The following is a 20308-nucleotide window of genomic DNA, read 5'->3' on the forward strand; positions in this document are numbered from 1 at the left end:
AGCCTCTGTTCATGTCCCGGCTCCTTCCTCACTCGCAGGACTCAGCTGGTACCGATAAGACGCTTCGCGGCCGCATTCGGTTCCGCTGCGCGAGCAATCGGTCACCGCTCGCGCACGAGGTTCGCCCAACCCGGTCGCTCAGCCGACGGCTCCGCCACCCACCCGCTCGGCCACTTCCGCCTGCTCCCGTCGTCTTCCGAGGCCGCCGCCCCGGTGAGGACCGCGGTCGTGTGCTCCCCGAAGTCCACCGCACCCTCGAACGAGGTGCCCCGGAAGTTCGGTCCCTCACCGCCGAACGTGACGCGGCGGAAGTCGGCCAGACCGGTGAACCGCACGTTGCGGAAGTCGGCCGACCGATCGAAGGTGGTACCCCGGAACACGGCCGCGCCGTGGAAGCGCGCGTCGGCGAAGGAAGCGGTGCGCACGCTGCACCGCGCGAACGTGAAGGACTGCAGCCGAGCCCCGGACAGGTTCAGCCGCACGTCCGGCCAGAACCGGGACGCCTCCTCCGGCCGCAGGTGCGCCGCCAGGACGCCCTGCGCGGTCCGGCGGACTTCCTCCTCCTGCGCGGCGCTCACATCGTCCTCCCGCGGCATGCGCAGGTAGGCGCAGATGAGGTCCACGATGGTCTGCCGGTGCTCGGGGTGGCCCTGGGCCAGCCTCTCCAGCGCGAGGATCCCGGCAAGCCGCACAGGGGCCTTGTCGCTGCCCATCTGGTCGGCGGCCTTGCCGTAGAGCTCGGTCACCCGGGTCTCGGCGGCGTCGTGGTCGCGCTGCCGGAGGTCGAGCTCGGTCGCCCGTTGCCGCCGTGCCGCGAGCAGCAGTCCGGCCGCGCCGCCACCGCCGACCACGATGCTGAACGCGGTGCGGATGATGTCCAGGCGCACGGAGGCGTTCGGGCCGCCCGAGCCGAGCAGCGACCAGAGCGTGATGACCGAGCCAGCGGCCAGCACGAGCAGGCCCACAGCCCAGCCGACGATGGCGCCGTTGGACAGCACCCGGTGCTCGTCCGCGGACAGGGAACGTCTCACGATCCACGATCCTGCCGCGACCGCACGTCCACCGGTCCCGCCTCTCGGGCGAAGCGGGCAGGCCCCGGACGCGAAGAAGGCGCCCGTCCCGGATCGCTCCGGGGCGGACGCCCTCCTCGCCTACGTTGTGCTCAGTCCAGGTAGTCGCGCAGCACCTGCGACCGGGACGGATGCCGCAGCTTCGACATCGTCTTGGACTCGATCTGGCGGATGCGCTCGCGGGTCACGCCGTAGACCTGGCCGATCTCGTCCAGCGTGCGCGGCTGGCCGTCGGTGAGGCCGAAGCGCAGCCGCACCACGCCCGCCTCGCGCTCCGACAGCGTGGCCAGCACCGACTGGAGCTGGTCCTGCAGCAGCGTGAACGACACCGCGTCGACCGCGACGACCGCCTCGGAGTCCTCGATGAAGTCGCCGAGCTGGCTGTCGCCCTCGTCGCCGATGGTCTGGTCCAGCGAGATGGGCTCCCGGGCGTACTGCTGGATCTCCAGCACCTTCTCCGGGGTGATGTCCATTTCCTTGGCCAGCTCCTCCGGCGTGGGCTCGCGGCCCAGGTCCTGGAGCAGCTCGCGCTGGATGCGGCCGAGCTTGTTGATGACCTCCACCATGTGCACCGGGATGCGGATGGTGCGCGCCTGGTCGGCCATGGCCCGGGTGATGGCCTGCCGGATCCACCAGGTGGCGTAGGTCGAGAACTTGTAGCCCTTGGTGTAGTCGAACTTCTCCACGGCCCGGATGAGGCCGAGGTTGCCTTCCTGGATCAGGTCCAGGAACGCCATGCCGCGGCCGGTGTAGCGCTTGGCGAGGCTGACCACGAGCCGGAGGTTGGCCTCCAGCAGGTGGTTCTTCGCCCGCTCACCGTCACGCACGATCCAGCGCAGGTCGCGCCGCATCTGCATGGCCAGCCGCTCTTCGGCCTCCTCGGCCTGGCGCAGCCGCTCCGCCGCGTAGAGGCCGGCCTCGATGCGCTTGGCCAGCTCGACCTCTTCCTCGGCGTTGAGCAGCGCCACCTTGCCGATCTGCTTGAGGTAGGCGCGGACCGAGTCCGCCGATGCGGTGAGCTCGGCGTCCTTGCGGGCCTGCCGGAGCGCCTCGGACTCCTCCTCGTCCCACACGAAGTCCGAGTCGGCCTTGCCGTCCTCGTCCTCGGGAACGGTGGGCTCCTCCGGGATCTCCACCTCGACTTCGGCCAGGTCGGCGACATCAGGAGACGTCAGATCGGTCTCGATCGGTTCGTCGATCTCCATGCTCTCGCCGTTGCCCTTGGCCGAGGCCCCCTTCGCCGGCTTGGCCGAAGAGGTCTTGGCGCCCTTCTTCGCCGCCGGCTTGGCCGCGGTCTTGCGGGCGGTCGACTTGGTGCCGGCCGGGCTCTTGGCCGCAGAACTCTTCGCCGCGGTCTTGCGCGTCGAGGTCGACTGCTGGGTCTCCTCGGCGTCGGAGGCCGCGGCGTTCGCCTGGGTCTGGTCCGACTGGGACTGGGCACCGCCAGAGTTTGCAGCGGAGCTGGAGCGTCGGGTTGCGGTTTCTGCGGCTGCCACGTACGCCCTTTCGCGACGGTCGATCAGGGCTGGCCGGAGGGCGCGAAACCTCGGCCGCCAAAGGTCGGGGACAACCCACCCTGACCGAAGTCCTCCCGTACGGCACGTGAGCTGCGCTTGCGGCTCGTCCGGCGGCCTCGGATCAGGTGGGTCGTGTTCCATTGTAACTGCGATGGACGAGTGCGGTTCCGCTGCAAGGCGGAGCCGCCCCGCCCCCGGGCACTTGAGCGGGCTGCTCCCTCAGTGCTCGATGCCGCCCGCGGCGGCCGTCGCGGCTCCGACGATGCCCGCGTCGTTCTTCAGCTCGGCGGCCACGATCGGGGTGCGGCACTCCAGCAGCGGCAGCCACTTGTGCGCCTTCCGGCTGACACCGCCACCTGCGATGATCAGATCGGGCCAGAGGAACTTCTCCAGCCCCTCCAGGTACGTGCCCACGCGCTGCGCCCACTCCGGGTAGGACAGTTCCAGGTTGTCCTTGACCGATGCGGCGGCCTGGGTCTCGGCGTCGTGGCCCGCGACCTCGATGTGGCCGAACTCGGTGTTCGGGATCAGTTTGCCGTCGACGAACATCGCGCTGCCGATGCCGGTGCCGAACGTCAGCAGCACGACCAGTCCCCGGTGACCCGCACCGGCGCCGGAGCGCATCTCGGCCAGGCCGGCCGCGTCGGCGTCGTTGAGCACGACGACCTCCTCGCGCGGCTTGCCGAGCCGCTCGGCGAACAGCGCCTGCGCGTCTGTACCGATCCAGCTCTTGTCGACGTTCGCTGCGGTGTGCGCCGTACCGCGCTTGACGACGCACGGCAGCGTCACGCCGACCGGACCCGTCCACGCGAACTTCTCGACGATCTCGGCCACCGCGTCCGCGACGGCGGCCGGGGTCGAGGGCTGCGGGGTCGGGATGCGCATGCGTTCCTCGGCCAGCACGCCGGCGTCGATGTCCACCACCGATCCCTTGATGCCGGACCCGCCGATGTCCACGCCGAAACCGCGGGCAGTTCCCATGGCTGACCCTTCCTATTCGATTCAGACGAAGGTGTGCAGACCTTAACCGTGTTGTGTTGCGATGTGTTCGTGGGATTGGCAAATGAGCTCGACGTGGAAACTCTTCGCACCGTAGCGGTGCAGGTCGCGAGCCAGGCGGCGGATCTGGCGCGCACTGTGCGTGACGATGCTGTTACTGACGGTTCGGTTGGCACCAAGAGTGCCGAGACCGACGTCGTCACAGCCGGCGACCGGGCGGCCGAGCGCCTGGTCCGGGAGCGGCTGGCCGAGCTGCGGCCGGGGGAGGGCGTCCTCGGCGAGGAGGAGGGCGGCGAAAGCGCCCTGGACGGCCTGCGCTGGGTCGTCGACCCGATCGACGGCACGGTGAACTACCTCTACGGCTTCCCGTGGTACGCGGTGTCGCTGGCGGCCCAGGTCGACGGGCGCTCGGTGGCGGGCGCGGTCGTGGAACCGGTGTCCGGCCGGGTGTGGAGCGCCGCGCTGGGACGCGGGGCCTACCTGGGCGAGCGGCGGCTGCGTGTCTCCGGCGCGGAGCGCCTCGACCTGGCGCTGGTCGGCACCGGCTTCGCCTACACCGTCGACCGGCGCAGGGAGCAGGCCGCGACGGTCGGCAAGCTGCTGGCCGAGGTCCGCGACATCCGGCGCAGCGGGTCGGCCGCGCTCGACCTGTGCGCGGTGGCGGCCGGCTGGCTGGACGGCTACTACGAGCGCGGGCTCAACCGGTGGGACTGGGCCGCGGGCGCGCTCATCGCGGCGGAGGCGGGCGCCGAGCTGCGGCTGCCCTTCCCGGGCGCCGACGACGGTCTCGGCGACGGGACGATCGTGTGCGTGACGCCCGGCATCGGCACCGCCCTCAAGGACACCCTGCGCCGCTTCGGCGGGGCATAGGCGGCCCAGCCGCTACCGGACGTCCTGCGGCTCCTACCGCTGACTGCGGACGTGGATGGGCCTGGTCACCCGCGGGTGACCAGGCCCATCCACATCCGCGATGGCCGGATCAGCAGTGCACGTCGCGCGCGGCGACGAGCAGTGCGGGATCGATCGGCGGCGGGCTGACCTCCTGCTGGGCGCCGCCCGCGCTGTCGCGCTGCGGTACCCAGTGCTCCAGCTCCTGGAGCACCTGCTTGGCCTCCGCGGTGGTCTTGATGTCGTCGAACTTCGCCCCCAGGGCGAAGTCGACGCCGGCGTCCTGGCGCTCGTCGCGCACCAGCTGCGCGCAGGGCGCGATGAGGCTGAGCGTGCGGGCCGCGTTGACCCCTGCCGCGCCGAACCGGATCTGGCCGTGGCAGTTCAGGTCGTAGTTCGGATACACCGGGTCGTTGTCCGGGTCGCCGCCCTTGGCGAAGCCGAGCCCGCTGAGCTCGTTGCTGATCAGCGACGCCTGCCTGCTCTCGCCGTTGCCGTTGAGGACCCGCACCCGGATGTCCTGCGGGGGGATCGGCGGGGTCTGGTCGAGGGAGTTGCGCGGCAGCATCTTGCCCAGCGGGGCGTACGGCTCCTCACCGGGGGCGGGCGGCGCGGTAGGCGCGCCAGGCGTGTTGCAACTGGTCGCGGTCTCGATGTCCTCGACGCCCTCGAAGATCCTGGTCCACAGCACCCCCGACAGCACCACCAGCGCGGCCAGCACCAGCAGCGCGGGCACCGGCCGCCGCCGTCGGTACCGGGGGCCGCGCCGACCCCACCTCGCGCTCACGGCAGCCACTCCTGCCACCCTCCCGTTGACGTTCGCCGGTCCCGCCGATCTTGGCATCCTGCTCGGATCAGCCTAGGCGCTGGGACTCGCGCGCGCGGTGCCGGACCGGCCGTCGTATCGCACTTGTTGCCGATCAGGGCGAATCCTCCGGACGCACCTGAAACATGCACCCCAACGCCCGTCCGGGTGGTTCCCAGGCGCCCCCACGCGGCGGCTCCGCACCTGTTCCGCCGATCTTGCCGGGTTGCCCCGCTGCCGCGAACACCACACCTACGGGTGACCCGGTGCGTGCGGCCGTGTCGTATGAGCTACCCTCTCGGCGCCTCCCGCAGTGATGAGTGAGGCGAATCGCTCGTTTCGGGGGAATCAACGCGTTGCGCCAGCGAGATCGCCGTCACTCTCCCCTGCGGGCACAAATCCGGGCCCTGGGACGTTTACCAGCGGCACACCATTGCAGTCTCCACATATCGCAGGGGTGAAACACGATGGCGACCGACTACGACGCTCCGCGCCGCAGCGAGTCCGACGAGATGGCGGAGGACTCGCTGGAGGAGCTCAAGGCGCGGCGCAACACGGAGCAATCCGGCGTCGTCGACGAGGACGAAGGGGCGATCGCGGAGAACTTCGAGCTCCCGGGCGCCGACCTTTCCGGTGAGGAGATGACCGTCAAGGTCCTCCCCAAGCAGGCTGACGAGTTCACCTGCGCCAGTTGCTTCCTGGTGCACCACCGCAGCCGGCTCGCCGAAGAGCGCAACGGCCGGCTGATCTGCCGCGACTGCGCGGCCTGAGCCCGCGTCCGCGCCGATAGCCAAGAGCGGAAAGAAACCACTGGGCACACGCGACGGCGTGTGCCCAGTGCCTTTTCGCGTCCGGTTCCGCGGCTCAGGCGGTGGGGTGGCCCAGCGCCGCGGCGAGCTTCTCCGGCCTGCGCGTGCTGACGATCCAGTAGGGGGTCGGGTCGTCCGGGTCGTCCAGCCAGACCCGCACCGAGGTGGGCACCCACGCGCGGTGCAGCACGTACGCCGCCGGGTCCAGGTCCGGGCCGAGGGTGCGCCGCTTGTCCCGGCCGGGCACGACCTCAACGTCCTCGACGAAGCGCAACGGCAGGTGCGCCTCGCCCGCCCACAGCTCGCCGCCGCGCACCTCGACCCTGGTCCGGCCGAGCCAGAGCGGGATGGCGATCGCCAGCGGCACCAGCACCACGTACGGCAGCCACGCCCGCACCCCCGGGTAGCCCATGTGCACCTGGGCGGCCATCAGCACGGCGCCGATCACCGGCAGCGGCCACGTCCACCACGACGCGTAGAGCCGCTCGCGGAACTCCGGACGGCCCTCCTCGTTCCCCTGACCGGGGGTGTCCCCGGCGGGACCGGCTGCTTCTGCGCTCTTCTGCACGTCTTCAGGGTAGTCTCGCCGCCCGTGCCGAACGTGAAGGTCCTGCTGACCCGACTCGACCCCGATGTCCCGATCCCGTCCTACGCCAAGCCCGGCGACGCGGGAGCCGACCTGGTCACCACCAGCGATCTGACCCTCCAGCCGGGCGAACGCGCGCTCGTGGGCACCGGCGTCGCGGTGGCGCTGCCGGAGGGCTACGCCGGTTTCGTGCACCCCCGGTCAGGGCTGGCCGCCCGCGCGGGGTTGAGCGTGGTCAACGCGCCTGGAACCGTGGACTCCGGGTACCGCGGTGAGATCAAGGTCTGCCTGATCAACCATGATCGGGCCGTGCCGCTGACGCTCCGGCGGGGCGACCGCATCGCCCAGCTCGTCGTGCAGAAGGTCGAGCACGCCGACTTCGAGGAGGTCGACGCGCTGCCGGAGTCGCAACGGGGTGCCGGGGGGTACGGATCCACCGGCGGGCACGAGGTGCTGACGGTTCCGGCGGAGGCCGGAGCCGATCACAGGACGGAGGTCTGAGGGATGTTCGGATGGGGCCGTCGACGGCGAGCCGCGGACGACGCGGGTGACGAGCCGTTCGGCGACGAACCGATCGTCGACGAGACCGGGGAGTCCGCCGACCACGGCCCGTACGACGAGGCCGAAGCGCCCGACGACGGTGTCGAGCGGCTCGACCTCGGCTCGGTGCGGGTGCCGGTGCCCGAAGGCGGACAGCTGCAGGTCGAGGTGGACCCCTCCGGGCCGGTCCGGGCGGTGCACATGGTCACCCAGTTCGGCAGGCTGACGGTCAGCGCCTTCGCCGCGCCGAAGAGCAGCCCGCTGTGGCCGGAGGTGAGCAAGGAGCTCGCCGACCAGCTGCGCAAGGACGGGGCCCGGGTTCACAGCGAAGGCGGTGACTGGGGGCCGGAGCTGGTCGCGGACTCGCCCAAGGCCGCGCTGCGGTTCGTGGGCGTGGACGGGCCGCGGTGGCTGGTGCGGGGGGTGGCGGCCGGTCCGGCCGAGCACGCCAAGGACTGCGCGAAGCTGCTCTACGCGGTGCTGGACGAGACCGTCGTGGTGCGCGGTGACGAGCCGCTGCCGGTGCGCACCCCGCTGCCGATCGAGCTGCCGGAGGCGATCGCCCGGCACATCCAGCAGGCGCAGCAGCAACAGCAGGGCTAGTCCTGGGGGCGCGGCGGCGCCGGAAAACGGATCGGTCGCGAGTTCCGCGGCCGATGGGCTGCCGCCGTGCCCAACGCCTAACGAGTGGGGCTCTACCTCGGAGCCACCCTGCTGATCGCCCTCGCGCCCGGCCCCGGAATCCTCTACGTGCCGGCCCGCAGCATCCGCGGTGGCCGCCGTGAGGGCGTGCGATCGGCGATCGGCAACGGCATCGGTGCCTCCGTGGACGTGGTCGCCGCGACCGCCGGGCTCTCGGCGCTGCTCGCCGCCTCCGCGCTCGCCTTCACCGTGCTGAAGTTCGCCGGTGCGGCTTATCTCATCTACCCGGGGGTGCGCGCGCTGCTGGAACTGCGCGCCGGGCAGCCGCCGGAACTGCGGACGGCGGCCTCCTCCGGGCGTTCCGCGGTGGTGCAGGGCTTCGTCTCCGAGGTGCTCAACCCGAAGACGGCGATGTTCTTCCTGGCGTTCATCCCGCAGTTCGTGCACCCCGAGCGCGGCTCCCAGACGCCGGCGTTCCTCGCGCTCGGACTGGTCTTCGTGGTGTTCGCGGTGGCGGCTGACCTGCTGGTCGCGGTGTTCGCGGGCCCGCTGGCCTGCCGACCGGCGGGCGACCCGCGCCGGCGCGGGCGCCAGCAGCCGGCCAGCGGCACCAACCTCATCGGCCTCGGCGGTGCCCTGGCGCTCTCGCAGAACTAGCGCCCGACCCCGCGAACGGTGCCCACGCGCCGAGCGGGAGCGCACCGGCACGTGGGCTCGGACTCACTCCGGCGCAGGGTCTTGCGGACCACCCGCGTCCGCGCGATGGTCGTGCGCGCCGCGAGCCGCGCGGGACTCCTCGCGTGATCGGAAAATGATCCGATCGTGGGGTCAAGGTCCAATTGTCGCCGGGCTGGCGACCCTCCGGTTCCCAGCGGGCTACGCTGGAGTCGGACGGGCTGCGAAGTCGAGCCCCGAAGCGCACGGGAGCGCTAGATGAGCAAGACAGGGAGCGGCTACTGGCGTCGCCTCCTACACCGTCTGACCAGCGACGTCGGTCAGCTCGACGCCGACGACCTCTCCGAGCGCTCGCAGGAGGCAGGTGCCCAGCGGGCCTGCGACTGCAAGTGCGGCGAGGAGGTCGTGGTGCTCGGGAGGGTGCGCAGCGTGGGCGTGTCGCCCAAGGCGTCCGCGCCGACGCTGGAAGCCGAGTTGTTCGACGGCACCGACGGCGTCACCCTCGTGTGGCTGGGCCGGCGCCGGATCACCGGCATCGAGCCCGGGCGCACCATAAAGGCCAGCGGCCGCATAGCGGTGCGCGAGGGCCGCAAGGTGCTTTACAACCCCTACTACGAGCTGCAGAACACCGCATGAGCGACAGCAACGCATCGGCGGCCTCCGGAGGCCACCGCCCAGCCGGCGCGGAGCCGGCCGACACCACCGGCCCGGCACCCGGTCCCTCCGAGGACCGCGTGCAAGACGCCGAGAAGACGATGCTCGAGCAGATGGGCGGGGTCAGCGGCCTCGCCTACTCCGCCGTCCCGATCGTCGTGTTCGTCGTGATCAGCACGCTGGCCAGCCTCATGGTCGCGATCTGGTCGGCGATCGGGGTCGCGGTCGCGATCGCCGTGGTGCGGCTGGTGCGCAAGGAGCCGCTGCAGCCGGCCATCTCCGGCGTGATCGGGGTGGCGGTGTGCTCGTTCATCGCCTACCGGTCCGGGGAGGCCAAGGGCTTCTTCCTGCTGGGCATCTGGACCAGCCTGGTCTACGGCGGGGTGTTCCTGGTGTCGATCGTGGCCCGCTGGCCGCTGGTCGGCGTGGTGTGGTCGGCGCTCAACGGGCTCGGGTTCTCCTGGCGCAGGAACCGCAGGGCGATGCTCGGCTACGACCTGGCGACCCTGGCGTGGACGGTGGTGTTCGCGGCCAAGTTCGTCGTGCAGCAGTGGCTCTACGTCTCCGACGAGACCGGCTGGCTGGCCTTCGCCCGGATCGCGATGGGCTACCCGCTGACCGGGCTGGCGCTGATCGTCACGGTGTGGGCGGTGCGCCGGGCCTCGAAGATCGCGGAGGAGACCGCCGAGGCCGAACGCGCCGATCCGGCGCTGCGCTCCAACCCCGCATCGAGCTGACAGAAGCAACGACGCCGGTGCGCCTACCCGTCGGGTAGGCGCACCGGCGTCGTCGTCTTTCGGCTCAGGCCAGGTTCTGGGTGTCGTGCACGACGGCCCGGATCTCGTGCTCGACGTCGTCGGTGGCGACGAACAGCATCTCGTCACCCGCTTCCAGCGGGTCGTCGGACTGCGGCACGATGACCCGGCCGCCGCGCAGGATGGTCACCAGCGCGGCGTTCTCCGGCAGCTTCAGGTCGCGCACCCGGCGCCCGGCAAGCGGCGTGCCTTCCGGCAGGGTGATCTCGACCAGGTTGGCCTGGCCCTGGCGCAGGGTCATCAGCCGGACCAGGTCGCCGACGCTGACCGCCTCCTCCACGCCCGCGGCGAGCATCCGCGGCGTCGAGACCGCGACGTCGACCCCCCACGCGTCGGTGAACAGCCACTCGTTGCGCGGGTCGTTGACCCGGGCCACCACCCTGCGGACCGCGAACTCGGTCTTGGCCAGCAGCGACACCACCAGGTTGACCTTGTCGTCACCGGTGGCGGCGATGACGACGTCGCAGGACTCGATGCCCGCCTCCTCCAGCGAGGCCAGCTCGCAGGCGTCGGCGAGCACCCATTCGGCTTCGTCGATGTTCTTCGGCCGGTAGTTCTCGGCGGTGCGTTCGATGAGCATGACCTGGTGGCCACCCTCGATGAGCTCCCGCGCGATGGACTGGCCTACCGCACCGGCCCCCGCGATGGCGATGCGCATCAGTGGGTCTCCTCGGGTGCTTGCCTGGCGGACTCGGTGACGTCGGTGACGGTGCCCGACAGCGCGGCGACGTAGACGGTGTCGTCGGCCTGGATCACGGTCTTCGGCGTGGGCAGGATCCCGTTGCCGAAGCGCATGATGAACGCCACGCGGGAACCGGTGGTCTCTTCGAGTTCGGTGACCTTGCGGCCGACCCAGCCCTCGTGCAGCGGCAGCTGGAGCACCGCCACCGTCCCGGACGGCTCCCGCCACGCCGTGGCGACGCCTTCGGGCAGCAGCATCCGCAGGAACCGGTCGGTCGTCCACGGCACGGTCGCCACGGTCGGGATGCCCAGCCGCTGGTAGACCTCGGCCCGCTTCGGGTCGTAGATGCGCGCCACCACGTGCTCGACGCCGAAGGTCTCCCTGGCGACCCTGGCGGCGACGATGTTGGAGTTGTCCCCGTTGGACACGGCCGCGAACGCCGCGGCCTTCTCGATGCCTGCCTCGATCAGGACGTCCCGGTCGAAGCCGTTGCCGGTGATCTGCCGGCCGTGGAAGTCGCGGCCCAGGCGGTGGAACGCCAGGGCGTTCTTGTCGACCACGGCCACGGTGTGATCGAGCCTTTGCAACGCCGTGGCCAGGGAGGCCCCGACCCGGCCGCAGCCCATGATCACCACGTGCACGACCTGTCTCCTCGCTGAAAGGGGGTTTTCGCTTCGGCGACCCCGCCGGTCGTCATGCCAGCGTGACGGTACCCGGATTACCCGGTGCGTGACTTCTGTCGGCGAGTTCCCGCCCGAACGGGCTGCTGCACCCTATCGGGTGAATACGGTAGTTGGGGAGGGGGCTTGAGCCCAGATGTGACGTGGGCACCCCTGTGCCCGCCGCGCTCACCACATGGGAAGTGGTTGCGCCTACGCTCTTGGCCGTGTCCAAGCTCGCAACCGCGGCCAAGCGACTGATCGTCGGCCGGCCGTTCCGCAGTGACCGCCTGGCGCACACGCTGCTGCCCAAGCGGATCGCGCTTCCGGTGTTCGCCTCGGATCCGATGTCCAGCGTGGCCTACGCACCGGAGGAGATCCTGCTGGTGCTGTCGGTCGCGGGCATCTCGGCGTACGCGTTCAGCCCGTGGATCGGGATCGTGGTCGCGATCGTGATGATCGCGGTGGTCGCGTCCTACCGGCAGAACGTGCGCGCCTACCCCTCGGGCGGTGGCGACTACGAGGTGGCCACCGTCAACCACGGCAGGCGGTGGGGTCTGGTCGTGGCCAGCGCGCTGCTGGTGGACTACATCCTCACCGTGGCGGTGTCGATCTCCTCGGCGGCGGCCAACATCGGCTCGGTCATCCCGTTCGTGGCGACCCACAAGGTGCTGTTCGCCGTGGGGGCCATCGTGCTGCTGACGGCGATGAACCTGCGCGGTGTCAAGGAGTCGGGTTCGCTGTTCGCGATTCCGACCTACGCCTTCGTGCTCGGCGTGCTCGGCATGGTCGTCGTCGGCCTCTTCCGGGGTCTGGTTCTCGGTCAGGAGATGCGGGCCGAGAGCGCCGATTTCCACCTGGCGCAGGAGACCCAGATGGCCGGGGTCGCCTTCGCCTTCCTGATCCTGCGGGCGTTCTCCTCAGGCAGCGCCGCGCTCACCGGTGTCGAGGCCATCAGCAACGGTGTGCCCGCGTTCCGCAAACCGAAGTCGCGCAACGCCGCCACGACGCTGGCCCTGATGGGCGTTCTCGCGATCGCGATGTTCATGGGGCTGATCGTGCTCGCGGGCATGACGGGTGCCGTCGTGGCCGAGGATCCGGCACACCAGCTCATCGGCGCGCCTCCCGGTTACGAGCAGAAGACGCTGGTCGCCCAGTTGGCGAACGCGGTCTTCGCCGGGTTCCCGCCCGCGGTGTACTACGTGATGTTCTTCACCGGGTTGATCCTGGTCCTCGCGGCCAACACCGCGTTCAACGGATTCCCGGTGCTGGGCTCGATCCTGGCGCAGGACCGGTTCCTGCCGCGCCAGCTGCACACCCGCGGCGACCGGCTGGCCTTCTCCAACGGCATCCTGTTCCTGGCGGTCAGCGCGATCATCCTGGTGCTCGCCTTCGACGCCGAGGTCACCCGGTTGATCCAGCTCTACATCGTCGGCGTGTTCATGTCGTTCGTGCTCAGCCAGAGCGGCATGATCCGGCACTGGAACCGCTTGCTGCGCACCGAGACCGACCCGGTGCAGCGGCGCCGGATGCGGCGCTCGCAGATGATCAACTCCTTCGGGTTGTTCATGACCGCCAGCGTGCTGCTGATCGTGCTGGTCACCAAGTTCACCAAGGGCGCGTGGATCGCGATCGCGGCCATGGCGGCGATCTACGTGCTCATGACCGCGATCCGCAAGCACTACGACCGGGTGGCCGAGGAGCTGCAGGAGCAGGAGGTCGACGCGGTCCTGCCGTCGCGCAACCACGCGATCATCCTGGTCTCCAAGCTGCACCTGCCGACGATGCGCGCCATCGCCTACGCCAGGGCGACGCGCCCGGACGTGCTGGAGGGCGTGACGGTCAACGTCGACGACGAGGACACCCGCGCGCTGGTGGCCAAGTGGGAGGCCGAGGACCTGCCGCTGCCGCTGAAGGTGCTGGAGTCGCCGTACCGGGAGATCACCCGGCCGCTGCTGGGCTACGTCAAGCGCATCCGCCGGGACAGCCCGCGCGACGTGGTCACCGTGTTCATCCCCGAGTACGTGGTCGGGCGCTGGTGGGAGCAGCTGCTGCACAACCAGAGCGCCCTGCGCCTCAAGAGCAAGCTGCTGTTCCAGCCCGGCGTGATGGTCACCAGCGTGCCGTGGCAGCTGGAGTCGTCGCAGCGGGTGAGCCACCGGCCCACCACCGTCCCGGGCGCGGTGCGCCGGGGCCTGGAAGACGTGAAGGGGAACGAGCGCCGGTGAGCGGCAAACCGGACTGGACCGGACGCCTGCTGGAGGTCGAAGTGGGCCCGGTCGCCCACGGCGGGCACTGCGTGGCCAGGTACGAGGGCAGGGTGGTGTTCGTCCGCCACGCGCTGCCCGGCGAGGTCGTGGTCGCCGAGGTGACCGAGGACGGCGGTGGCGGCTTCTGCCGCGCCGACGCCGTCGAGGTCCGCACCGCGGCGCCGGGGCGGGTCGCTCCGCCGTGCCCGCTGGCCGACATGGCGCGCGGCCGCGACCGCTGCGGCGGCTGCGACTGGCAGCACGCCTCGGGCGAGACGCAGCGCGAGCTGAAGTCGGCGGTCGTCACCGAGCAGCTGAAGCGGATCGCCGGGATCGACCTGCCGGTGCGGGTCCAGGAGCTGCCCGGCGGCCTGCTGCGCTGGCGGACCCGGGCGCGGGTCGCGGTGGACCGCGGTGGCCGGCCGGGTTTCCGCGCGCACCGCAGCCACCGCGTGGTGCCGGCAGAGGACTGCCCGATCACGGTCGCCGAGGCGATCCAGGACGTCACCTCCCGGCGGTGGCGACCGGGCTCCGAGGTGGAGGTCGCCGCGGACTCCGCGGCCCAGGTGCACGTCACCGCGCACGACCGGCAGCGCGGCGGCAAGCGCGTTTCCCGGCAGGTGAGCGGTAGCGGCGTCGCGCGCGAGGAGGCGGCGGGCCGGACGTGGGAGCTGGCCGCGCACGGCTTCTGGCAGGTGCACGTGGCCGCCGCCGACACCTTCGCCGCGGTCGTCTCGCGCATGGCGGCGGCCCCGGAGGGCGGCGTGGCGTGGGACCTCTACGGCGGGGTGGGGCTGTTCGCGGCGGGACTGGCCGAGCAGGTCGGGCCGACCGGTTCGGTGCTGCTGGTGGAGTCGTCGCGGCGCGCGGTGGAGGACGCCGTGGGCAACCTCCGCGATCTGCCGCAGGTGGAGTTCCGGGCGGGCACAACCGAGGACGTCGTGCGCGACGAGGACCTGCCATCGCCGGACGTCGTCGTGCTCGACCCGCCGCGCAAGGGCGCCGGGCGCGAGGTGGCCGAGGCCGTGTGCGCGCACCGCCCGTCGCGGATCGTGCACGTCGCGTGCGACCCGGCGGCGCTGGCCCGCGATGTCGGGCTGTTCGCCGAAGGCGGGTACCGGCTGGTCGAGATCGAGGCGTTCGACGCCTTCCCGATGACCCACCACGTCGAGTGCATCGCCCTGCTGGAGCGCGTTGACCAGCCGTGACCTCCGGAGGGCCGGTGCCGGTAGCGCAGCGTCATCACCCGGACGGCCGCCGTGCGCGGGCCAGCGCGGTGTGATGGGCACACCCGATCGGGTAGTGCCTGGTCAACGGCGTGCGTGCGCTCTGATCCGAGGCGATTTCCGGTTCCGGACCGAACCGTTCAGGTTGGGCGCGGCGTCCCTCCGTAGACTGGGCGGAACCGCAGTCCGGTCGACAGCCCCCGGCGAGACAAGCGAGGTGAAGCGGTGACGCTGCTGGAGTCCGTGCAAAGCCCGGCCGACGTCAAACGCCTGGAGCACGGTGAGCTGGCGAAGCTGGCCGCTGAGATCCGCTCCTTCCTGATCGAGAAGGTGTCGCGCACCGGCGGTCACCTGGGGCCGAACCTGGGTGCCATCGAGCTCACCCTGGCCGTGCACCGGGTGTTCGACTCGCCGCGCGACGCCGTGGTCTTCGACACCGGCCACCAGGCCTACGTGCACAAGATCGTCACCGGCAGGCAGGGCGGGTTCGACCGGCTCCGCAAGCGCGACGGCATCTCCGGCTACCCGTCGCGCGACGAGAGCGAGCACGACCTGGTGGAGAACAGCCACGCCTCAACGGCGCTGTCCTACGCCGACGGCCTGGCGAGGGCGTTCCAGCTCGGCCCCGAGCAGCGGCACGTGGTGGCGGTCGTGGGCGACGGCGCGCTCACCGGCGGCATGTGCTGGGAGGCGCTGAACAACATCGCCGCCGACCCGGACCGCCCGGTGGTCATCGTCGTCAACGACAACGGCCGCTCCTACGCCCCGACCATCGGCGGCCTCGCCGAGCACCTGGCGGGGCTGCGGCTCAAGCCGGGCTACGAGCGGGCGCTGGAGAGCGGGCGCCGCACGCTGCAGAACCTGCCGGTGGTGGGCCGTTCCCTCTACACCGGGCTGCACGCGGCCAAGAGCGGCATCAAGGACGCCCTGAGCCCGCAGGTCATGTTCTCCGACCTCGGCATCAAGTACCTCGGCCCGGTCGACGGCCACGACCTGCGTTCCATGGAGCAGGCGCTGTCGATGGCCAAGGCCTTCGGCGGCCCGGTGATCGTGCACGCGGTAACCCGCAAGGGCAACGGCTTCGCGCCCGCCGAGAACGACGTGGCCGAGCAGATGCACCAGGTCAAGGTCATCGACCCGGAGACCGGCATCCCCACCAAGCCGGCCCCCAAGATCTGGACCGACGTCTACTCCGACGAACTGGTGCGCATCGGCGCCGAGCGCGAGGACGTGGTGGCGATCACCGCGGCCATGCTCGGCCCGACGGGGCTGGACAAGTTCGCCGCCGCCTACCCGGAGCGCTGCTACGACGTCGGCATCGCCGAGCAGCACGCCATGACCTCGGCCGCGGGCATGGCCATGGGCGGTCTGCACCCGGTGTTCGCGGTGTACTCGACGTTCCTCAACCGGGCCTTCGACCAGCTGCTGATGGACGTCGCCCTGCACCGGCAGCCGGTGACGGTGACCCTGGACCGCTCCGGCATCACCGGCGACGACGGTGCCAGCCACAACGGCATGTGGGACCTGTCGATCCTGGGCGCGATCCCGGGCATCCAGGTCGCCGCGCCGCGCGACGCGGTGACGCTGCGCGAGGAGCTGCGCGAGGCCGTGGCCGTCGACGACGGGCCGACGGTGATGCGGTTCCCGAAGGGCTCGGTGATCGAGGAGGTGCCCGCCGTCGAGCGGATCAGCGGTGTGGACGTGCTGAGCAAGCCCGCCGCGGACGAGCGTTCCGAGGTGCTGCTCGCCGCCGTCGGCGCCTTCGGCCAGCTGGGCGTGGCCGTCGCCGAGCGGCTGGCCGCGCAGGGCATCGGCGTCACCGTGGTCGACCCGCGCTGGGTCGTGCCGGTGCCGCGGACGGTGCTGGAGCTCGCGGCCCGGCACAGCCTGGTGGTCACGCTGGAGGACTGCGGGCGCCACGGCGGCTTCGGCTGGTCGCTGGCGGCCGCCATGCGCGACGAGGAGATCGACGTGCCGCTGCGCGACCTGGCTGTGCCCAACCGGTTCCTGCAGCACGCCTCCCGCGACGAGGTGCTGGCCGACCTCGGCCTGACCGAGCAGGACATCGCGCGCCGCATCACCGAGTGGGTCGCGGGCAGGCTGACCCCGGTCGCGGTGGGCAACGGCGGCCGCGGCGAGACCGCCACCGGAGCCTGACAGAACCGGCACGCAGCAGTGGCCTCCCACCCAACGCGGTGGGAGGCCACTCGCGTTCGGGGCCCCGGGGCCGTTGCCGACGTGAGCCGCGACGGTCGCCCGGCGACGCCGACCACGACCGCGTATCGATCTCGGCGCGCGGGTAGTGGGGAGCTGGGGTCTGTTCCACAAGCGGCGGAGCCGCTTGCGGTGTGGGACTCACACGTCCTGCCAAGTGCCCGCTTCCGCGGTGGGTGGGCATCGCCCGCGCGGCAGGGGGTCTGCGGCGCCAGGCGGAGGGGGAGCCGATGTACATGCTGTTCTGGTTGGTCGTCGCGCTCGTCGGCTTCGGAGTGCAGTACGCGCTGCGCCGCCGCCACGACCGAGCCGTGTCCGTGCCCGATCTGCTGATGGGCTGGCTGCTGCTGAGCGCGGTCGGCCTGGCCGGGCTGCTCGGAGCGGTCGCCCACACCGCCTTCGCCGCCGAGACCGCGCAGGGCATCGGGTTCCCGGCGGGCAACCCGTTCCAGTACGAGGTGGCCGTGGCGAACCTGGCGTTCGCGGTACTGGCTCTGGTGGGCTACTGGAACCCGGGCGTGCGTCCCGTCGCCGGTCTCGTCAGCGGGATCTGGCTGGGCGGTGACGCGATCGTGCACACCCACGAGCTGGTCGCGCACGACAACACCGCACCGAACAACGCCGGCCTGTTCCTGGTGATCGAGATCGCGATCGCACTCGCCTTGCTCGGTCTCGCCGGCTACACCGCGGCGAGCAGGCGCAGCGCGGCACCGGCGAGGGTGTAGAGCCGGGGAAGCGGGCTCGGTGATCCGCGCGTTGTGGCAGGGTGAACAGGTGCGGATCCTGGTCGTGGAAGACGAGCAGCCGCTGGCGGACGCCATCGCCAGAGGGCTGCGCAGGGAGGGAATGGCCGTCGACGTCGCCTACGACGGTGAGAGCGGGCAGGAGAAGGCGTCGATCACCCGCTACGACGTGATCGTGCTCGACCGCGACCTGCCCGGGATGTCGGGCGACGAGCTGTGCCGCTCGGTCGTGGCCTCCGGGCAGCTGACCCGGGTCATCATGCTCACCGCCAGCGGCACGGTCGCCGACCGGGTGGAGGGGCTGTCGCTGGGGGCCGACGACTACCTGGCCAAGCCCTTCGCGTTCGCCGAGCTGACGGCGCGGGTGCGGGCGCTGGGCAGGCGTGCCACCCCGGCCGTCCCGCCGCTGCTGACCGCCCGCGACCTGGCGCTGGACCCCGCCCGCCGCACCGTCTCGCGCTCCGGCGGCGAGATCGAGCTGACGCGCAAGGAGTTCGGCGTGCTGGAGGTGCTGCTCGGGGCGGGCGGCGCGGTGGTCAGCTCCGAGGAACTGCTGGAGCGGGTCTGGGACGAGAACGCCGATCCGTTCACCACGACGGTCCGGGTCACGATGATGACGTTGCGCAAGAAGCTGGGGGAACCGGGCGTGATCGACACCGTCGTCGGCTCGGGATACCGGGTTCCCACGGCGGGCCGGGGCTGAGGTGGCGGCCCGCGGCCCGCGTCCGGTGCCGATCGCTCGACGTGGTCCGGGTCTTCGGCTCCGGATCACGCTCCTGGCCACCGCCCTGGTCGCGGGGGTCAGTGCGCTGCTGCTGTGGCTGGGCTGGCTGCTGGTCGGCAATGTGGTGGCCGCGGTGCCCCGGCTGCCCGACGGCAGCGTGGTGCGGGTCCACGGCGTCGACGTCCCGGCGAGCCTGCTCGGTGAGGCGCTGCGCGAGTCGGCGCGGGAGCAGGTGCTGCTGATCGGTGGCGCCGCGTTCGTGGCGGTGGTCCTGGCGGCGGCGGTGCTGGCGTGGACGGTGACCGGCCGGGTGCTGCGGCCGCTGCACGACGTCACCGACTCGGCCCGTCGGCTGTCGGCGGAGTCGCTGGACGAGCGGATCGAGCTGTCCGGCCCGCGGGACGAGGTCGCCGAGCTGGCCGACACCTTCGACGCGATGCTCGACCGCCTGCAGGCGGCGTTCGACTCCCAGCGCCGGTTCGTGGCCAACGCCAGCCACGAGCTGCGGACACCGCTGTCGGTGGTCCGCACCGAGCTGGAGGTGACCCTGTCCGACCCCGACGCCGACGAGCAGGAGCTGCGCCGGATGGCCGACGTGGTCCGGGAGGCCACCGCGCGGGCCGAGCGGCTGGTGGAGGCGCTGCTGCTGCTGGCCCGCACCGAAGGCGTGGAGCTGGCGGTCCGGGAACCGGTGGACCTCACCGAGGTCGTCGGCCGCGCGCTGCGCGCGGTCTCGGTGGAGGCGGCGCAGCGCGGCATCCGCATCGACTGCTGCGACGAGCCCGCGTTCGCCGTCGGAGACCCCGCGTTGCTGGAACGCGTCGCGGGCAACCTGCTGGAGAACGCCGTGCGGCACAACGTCGACGGGGGCTGGGTGATGGTGAACGTCGGCAGCGGGCCGCGCTGGGCGTCGCTGCGGGTGGCGTCGTCGGGGGAGGAGATCGGCACCGATCAGGTCGAGGCGCTGTTCGAGCCCTTCCGGCGCGCGGGCGTGCAGCGCACCGCCCGCACCGGCGCCGGGCTCGGCCTGTCGATCGTGCGCGCGGCGGCGGCCGCGCACGGCGGCCGCGTCGCGGCGGAGCCGGTCGCCGGAGGCGGCCTGGCGGTGACCGTCGAGCTGCCCGTCGCGCCCTGAGGACGGCTCAGGGGCGCAGCGCGGCGATGTCCAGCTCGACCTCGACAGGGCTCCCGGCGATGCCGACCCGGCCCTGCCCGGCCTCGGCGGTCGCCTCGCAGACGTAGCGACCGTCTTCGAGCCGGTAGGCGGCGAGTTCGGTGGGCCCGCCGAGATCCTGCGCGATGCTCCAGAAAAACGGCACACCGACCTGCTCGTAGGCGGCGAACTTGTCTTTGCGCTCGCGACCGCTGTTGCCTGGCGACCAGATCTCGCCCGCGAGGACGACGTCGCTCGCCTGGAACGAGTTCGCGAGCGGCCGGGTGTTGAGGATGACGAAGTCCGGCACCAGGGCGGTGCGGTAGGTGGTGCTGATCTCCACGCCGACGCCCGCCACGGCGAACAGGTCAGTTCTCCCGGCGCGGCGGATGGCGTCCTTGAGGGAGAAAACGACCTCTCCCTCCGCCCACTGATGTTGACCGTTCGGTGGCGGGGTGACCAGCCAGTACCCTTCGATCAGCTCCAGACGCGAACCGTCTTCCCGCGCGGGTAGCGCGTGCCAATCAGCGATAGTGAACGAACCGAGTTCGTAGGGGCGGAGCGCGGTCACGTGGGGTGTCCTCCATCTCGCCTCGCCACCCATCATGGCAGAACCGCAGGGCCGCTGTTCTCCCCGTTCGTGCCGGACACGACCGAT

21 protein-coding genes are annotated in these 20308 nt (G+C 71.5%); 13 read left to right on the forward strand and 8 right to left on the reverse strand.

Going from position 1 to position 20308, the window contains the following annotated elements:
* Positions 1-101: 101 nt before the first annotated feature.
* The 3 genes from HUO13_RS11335 to ppgK all read right to left on the reverse strand — a co-directional run bounded on the left by HUO13_RS11335 (position 102) and on the right by ppgK (position 3568).
* Complete coding sequence (locus tag HUO13_RS11335; protein ID WP_349253370.1) at positions 102-1031, reverse strand: pentapeptide repeat-containing protein; 930 nt, start codon at positions 1029-1031, stop codon at positions 102-104.
* Positions 1032-1162: 131 nt separating this feature from the next.
* A complete protein-coding gene (locus tag HUO13_RS11340) occupies positions 1163-2566 on the reverse strand; it encodes an RNA polymerase sigma factor (RefSeq protein WP_432757834.1) in 1404 nt (467 codons plus the stop codon).
* Positions 2567-2806: 240 nt separating this feature from the next.
* The gene (gene ppgK / locus HUO13_RS11345; protein WP_211901348.1) at positions 2807-3568 is read right to left on the reverse strand and encodes a polyphosphate--glucose phosphotransferase; all 762 of its coding nucleotides are present in this window, start codon (positions 3566-3568) and stop codon (positions 2807-2809) included.
* 93 nt (positions 3569-3661) lie between these two features.
* Between ppgK and HUO13_RS11350 the strand changes: the two genes are divergently transcribed.
* Complete coding sequence (locus HUO13_RS11350; RefSeq protein ID WP_249124676.1) at positions 3662-4456, forward strand: inositol monophosphatase family protein; 795 nt, start codon at positions 3662-3664, stop codon at positions 4454-4456.
* Between the two features lie 109 nt (positions 4457-4565).
* Here the strand turns inward: HUO13_RS11350 and cei are convergent, their stop codons facing one another.
* Complete coding sequence (cei, locus tag HUO13_RS11355) at positions 4566-5261, reverse strand: envelope integrity protein Cei (RefSeq protein WP_211901350.1); 696 nt, start codon at positions 5259-5261, stop codon at positions 4566-4568.
* A gap of 485 nt (positions 5262-5746) precedes the next feature.
* Between cei and HUO13_RS11360 the strand changes: the two genes are divergently transcribed.
* On the forward strand, positions 5747-6049 hold the full coding sequence (locus HUO13_RS11360; RefSeq protein WP_211901351.1) for a DUF4193 domain-containing protein: 303 nt from the start codon (positions 5747-5749) through the stop codon (positions 6047-6049).
* 94 nt (positions 6050-6143) lie between these two features.
* On the opposite strand, the gene HUO13_RS11365 is transcribed toward HUO13_RS11360, so the two are convergent.
* Complete coding sequence (locus tag HUO13_RS11365) at positions 6144-6656, reverse strand: DUF3093 domain-containing protein (RefSeq protein WP_211901352.1); 513 nt, start codon at positions 6654-6656, stop codon at positions 6144-6146.
* Between the two features lie 24 nt (positions 6657-6680).
* Between HUO13_RS11365 and dut the strand changes: the two genes are divergently transcribed.
* From dut to HUO13_RS11390, 5 genes are all read left to right on the forward strand, one after another.
* The gene (gene dut / locus HUO13_RS11370) at positions 6681-7175 is read left to right on the forward strand and encodes a dUTP diphosphatase (RefSeq protein WP_211901353.1); all 495 of its coding nucleotides are present in this window, start codon (positions 6681-6683) and stop codon (positions 7173-7175) included.
* 3 nt (positions 7176-7178) lie between these two features.
* Entirely contained in the window at positions 7179-7817 is a 639-nt protein-coding gene (locus HUO13_RS11375; RefSeq protein ID WP_211901354.1) for a DUF3710 domain-containing protein, read from the forward strand.
* A gap of 84 nt (positions 7818-7901) precedes the next feature.
* The gene (locus HUO13_RS11380; RefSeq protein ID WP_211901355.1) at positions 7902-8513 is read left to right on the forward strand and encodes a LysE family translocator; all 612 of its coding nucleotides are present in this window, start codon (positions 7902-7904) and stop codon (positions 8511-8513) included.
* A gap of 276 nt (positions 8514-8789) precedes the next feature.
* Positions 8790-9167 (forward strand): OB-fold nucleic acid binding domain-containing protein, encoded by a 378-nt coding sequence (locus HUO13_RS11385; protein ID WP_211901356.1) that lies wholly within the window; start codon positions 8790-8792, stop codon positions 9165-9167.
* Entirely contained in the window at positions 9164-9922 is a 759-nt protein-coding gene (locus tag HUO13_RS11390; protein ID WP_211901357.1) for a DUF3159 domain-containing protein, read from the forward strand. Before HUO13_RS11385 ends, HUO13_RS11390 begins: the two co-directional genes overlap by 4 nt.
* A gap of 64 nt (positions 9923-9986) precedes the next feature.
* On the opposite strand, the gene HUO13_RS11395 is transcribed toward HUO13_RS11390, so the two are convergent.
* Entirely contained in the window at positions 9987-10658 is a 672-nt protein-coding gene (locus HUO13_RS11395) for a potassium channel family protein (RefSeq protein WP_211901358.1), read from the reverse strand.
* Positions 10658-11323 carry a potassium channel family protein gene (locus tag HUO13_RS11400; RefSeq protein ID WP_211901359.1) on the reverse strand — a complete coding sequence of 222 codons (666 nt, stop codon included), beginning with the start codon at positions 11321-11323 and terminating at the stop codon, positions 10658-10660. The genes HUO13_RS11395 and HUO13_RS11400 overlap by 1 nt, the downstream gene beginning before the upstream one ends.
* 245 nt (positions 11324-11568) lie before the next feature.
* Here HUO13_RS11400 and HUO13_RS11405 point away from each other — a divergent pair, with 245 nt between their 5' ends.
* The 6 genes from HUO13_RS11405 (at position 11569) to HUO13_RS11430 (ending at position 19632) form a co-directional block, all read left to right on the forward strand.
* Entirely contained in the window at positions 11569-13569 is a 2001-nt protein-coding gene (locus tag HUO13_RS11405) for an APC family permease (RefSeq protein ID WP_211901360.1), read from the forward strand.
* Positions 13566-14798 (forward strand): class I SAM-dependent RNA methyltransferase, encoded by a 1233-nt coding sequence (locus HUO13_RS11410; RefSeq protein ID WP_211901361.1) that lies wholly within the window; start codon positions 13566-13568, stop codon positions 14796-14798. Before HUO13_RS11405 ends, HUO13_RS11410 begins: the two co-directional genes overlap by 4 nt.
* A gap of 243 nt (positions 14799-15041) precedes the next feature.
* Positions 15042-16973, forward strand: coding sequence for a 1-deoxy-D-xylulose-5-phosphate synthase (gene dxs, locus HUO13_RS11415; protein ID WP_211901362.1), 1932 nt, complete (start codon positions 15042-15044; stop codon positions 16971-16973).
* A 293-nt stretch (positions 16974-17266) separates the two neighbouring features.
* The gene (locus HUO13_RS11420) at positions 17267-17755 is read left to right on the forward strand and encodes a DUF6790 family protein (protein ID WP_249124678.1); all 489 of its coding nucleotides are present in this window, start codon (positions 17267-17269) and stop codon (positions 17753-17755) included.
* 49 nt (positions 17756-17804) lie between these two features.
* Positions 17805-18476 carry a response regulator transcription factor gene (locus tag HUO13_RS11425; protein ID WP_211902832.1) on the forward strand — a complete coding sequence of 224 codons (672 nt, stop codon included), beginning with the start codon at positions 17805-17807 and terminating at the stop codon, positions 18474-18476.
* Positions 18477-18501: 25 nt separating this feature from the next.
* Complete coding sequence (locus tag HUO13_RS11430; RefSeq protein WP_211901364.1) at positions 18502-19632, forward strand: sensor histidine kinase; 1131 nt, start codon at positions 18502-18504, stop codon at positions 19630-19632.
* Positions 19633-19639: 7 nt separating this feature from the next.
* On the opposite strand, the gene HUO13_RS11435 is transcribed toward HUO13_RS11430, so the two are convergent.
* Complete coding sequence (locus HUO13_RS11435) at positions 19640-20221, reverse strand: Uma2 family endonuclease (protein ID WP_249124681.1); 582 nt, start codon at positions 20219-20221, stop codon at positions 19640-19642.
* Positions 20222-20308 lie beyond the last annotated feature (87 nt).

Origin of the sequence: Saccharopolyspora erythraea (assembly GCF_018141105.1) — a bacterium.
In the GTDB taxonomy this organism is placed as follows: domain Bacteria; phylum Actinomycetota; class Actinomycetes; order Mycobacteriales; family Pseudonocardiaceae; genus Saccharopolyspora_D; species Saccharopolyspora_D erythraea_A.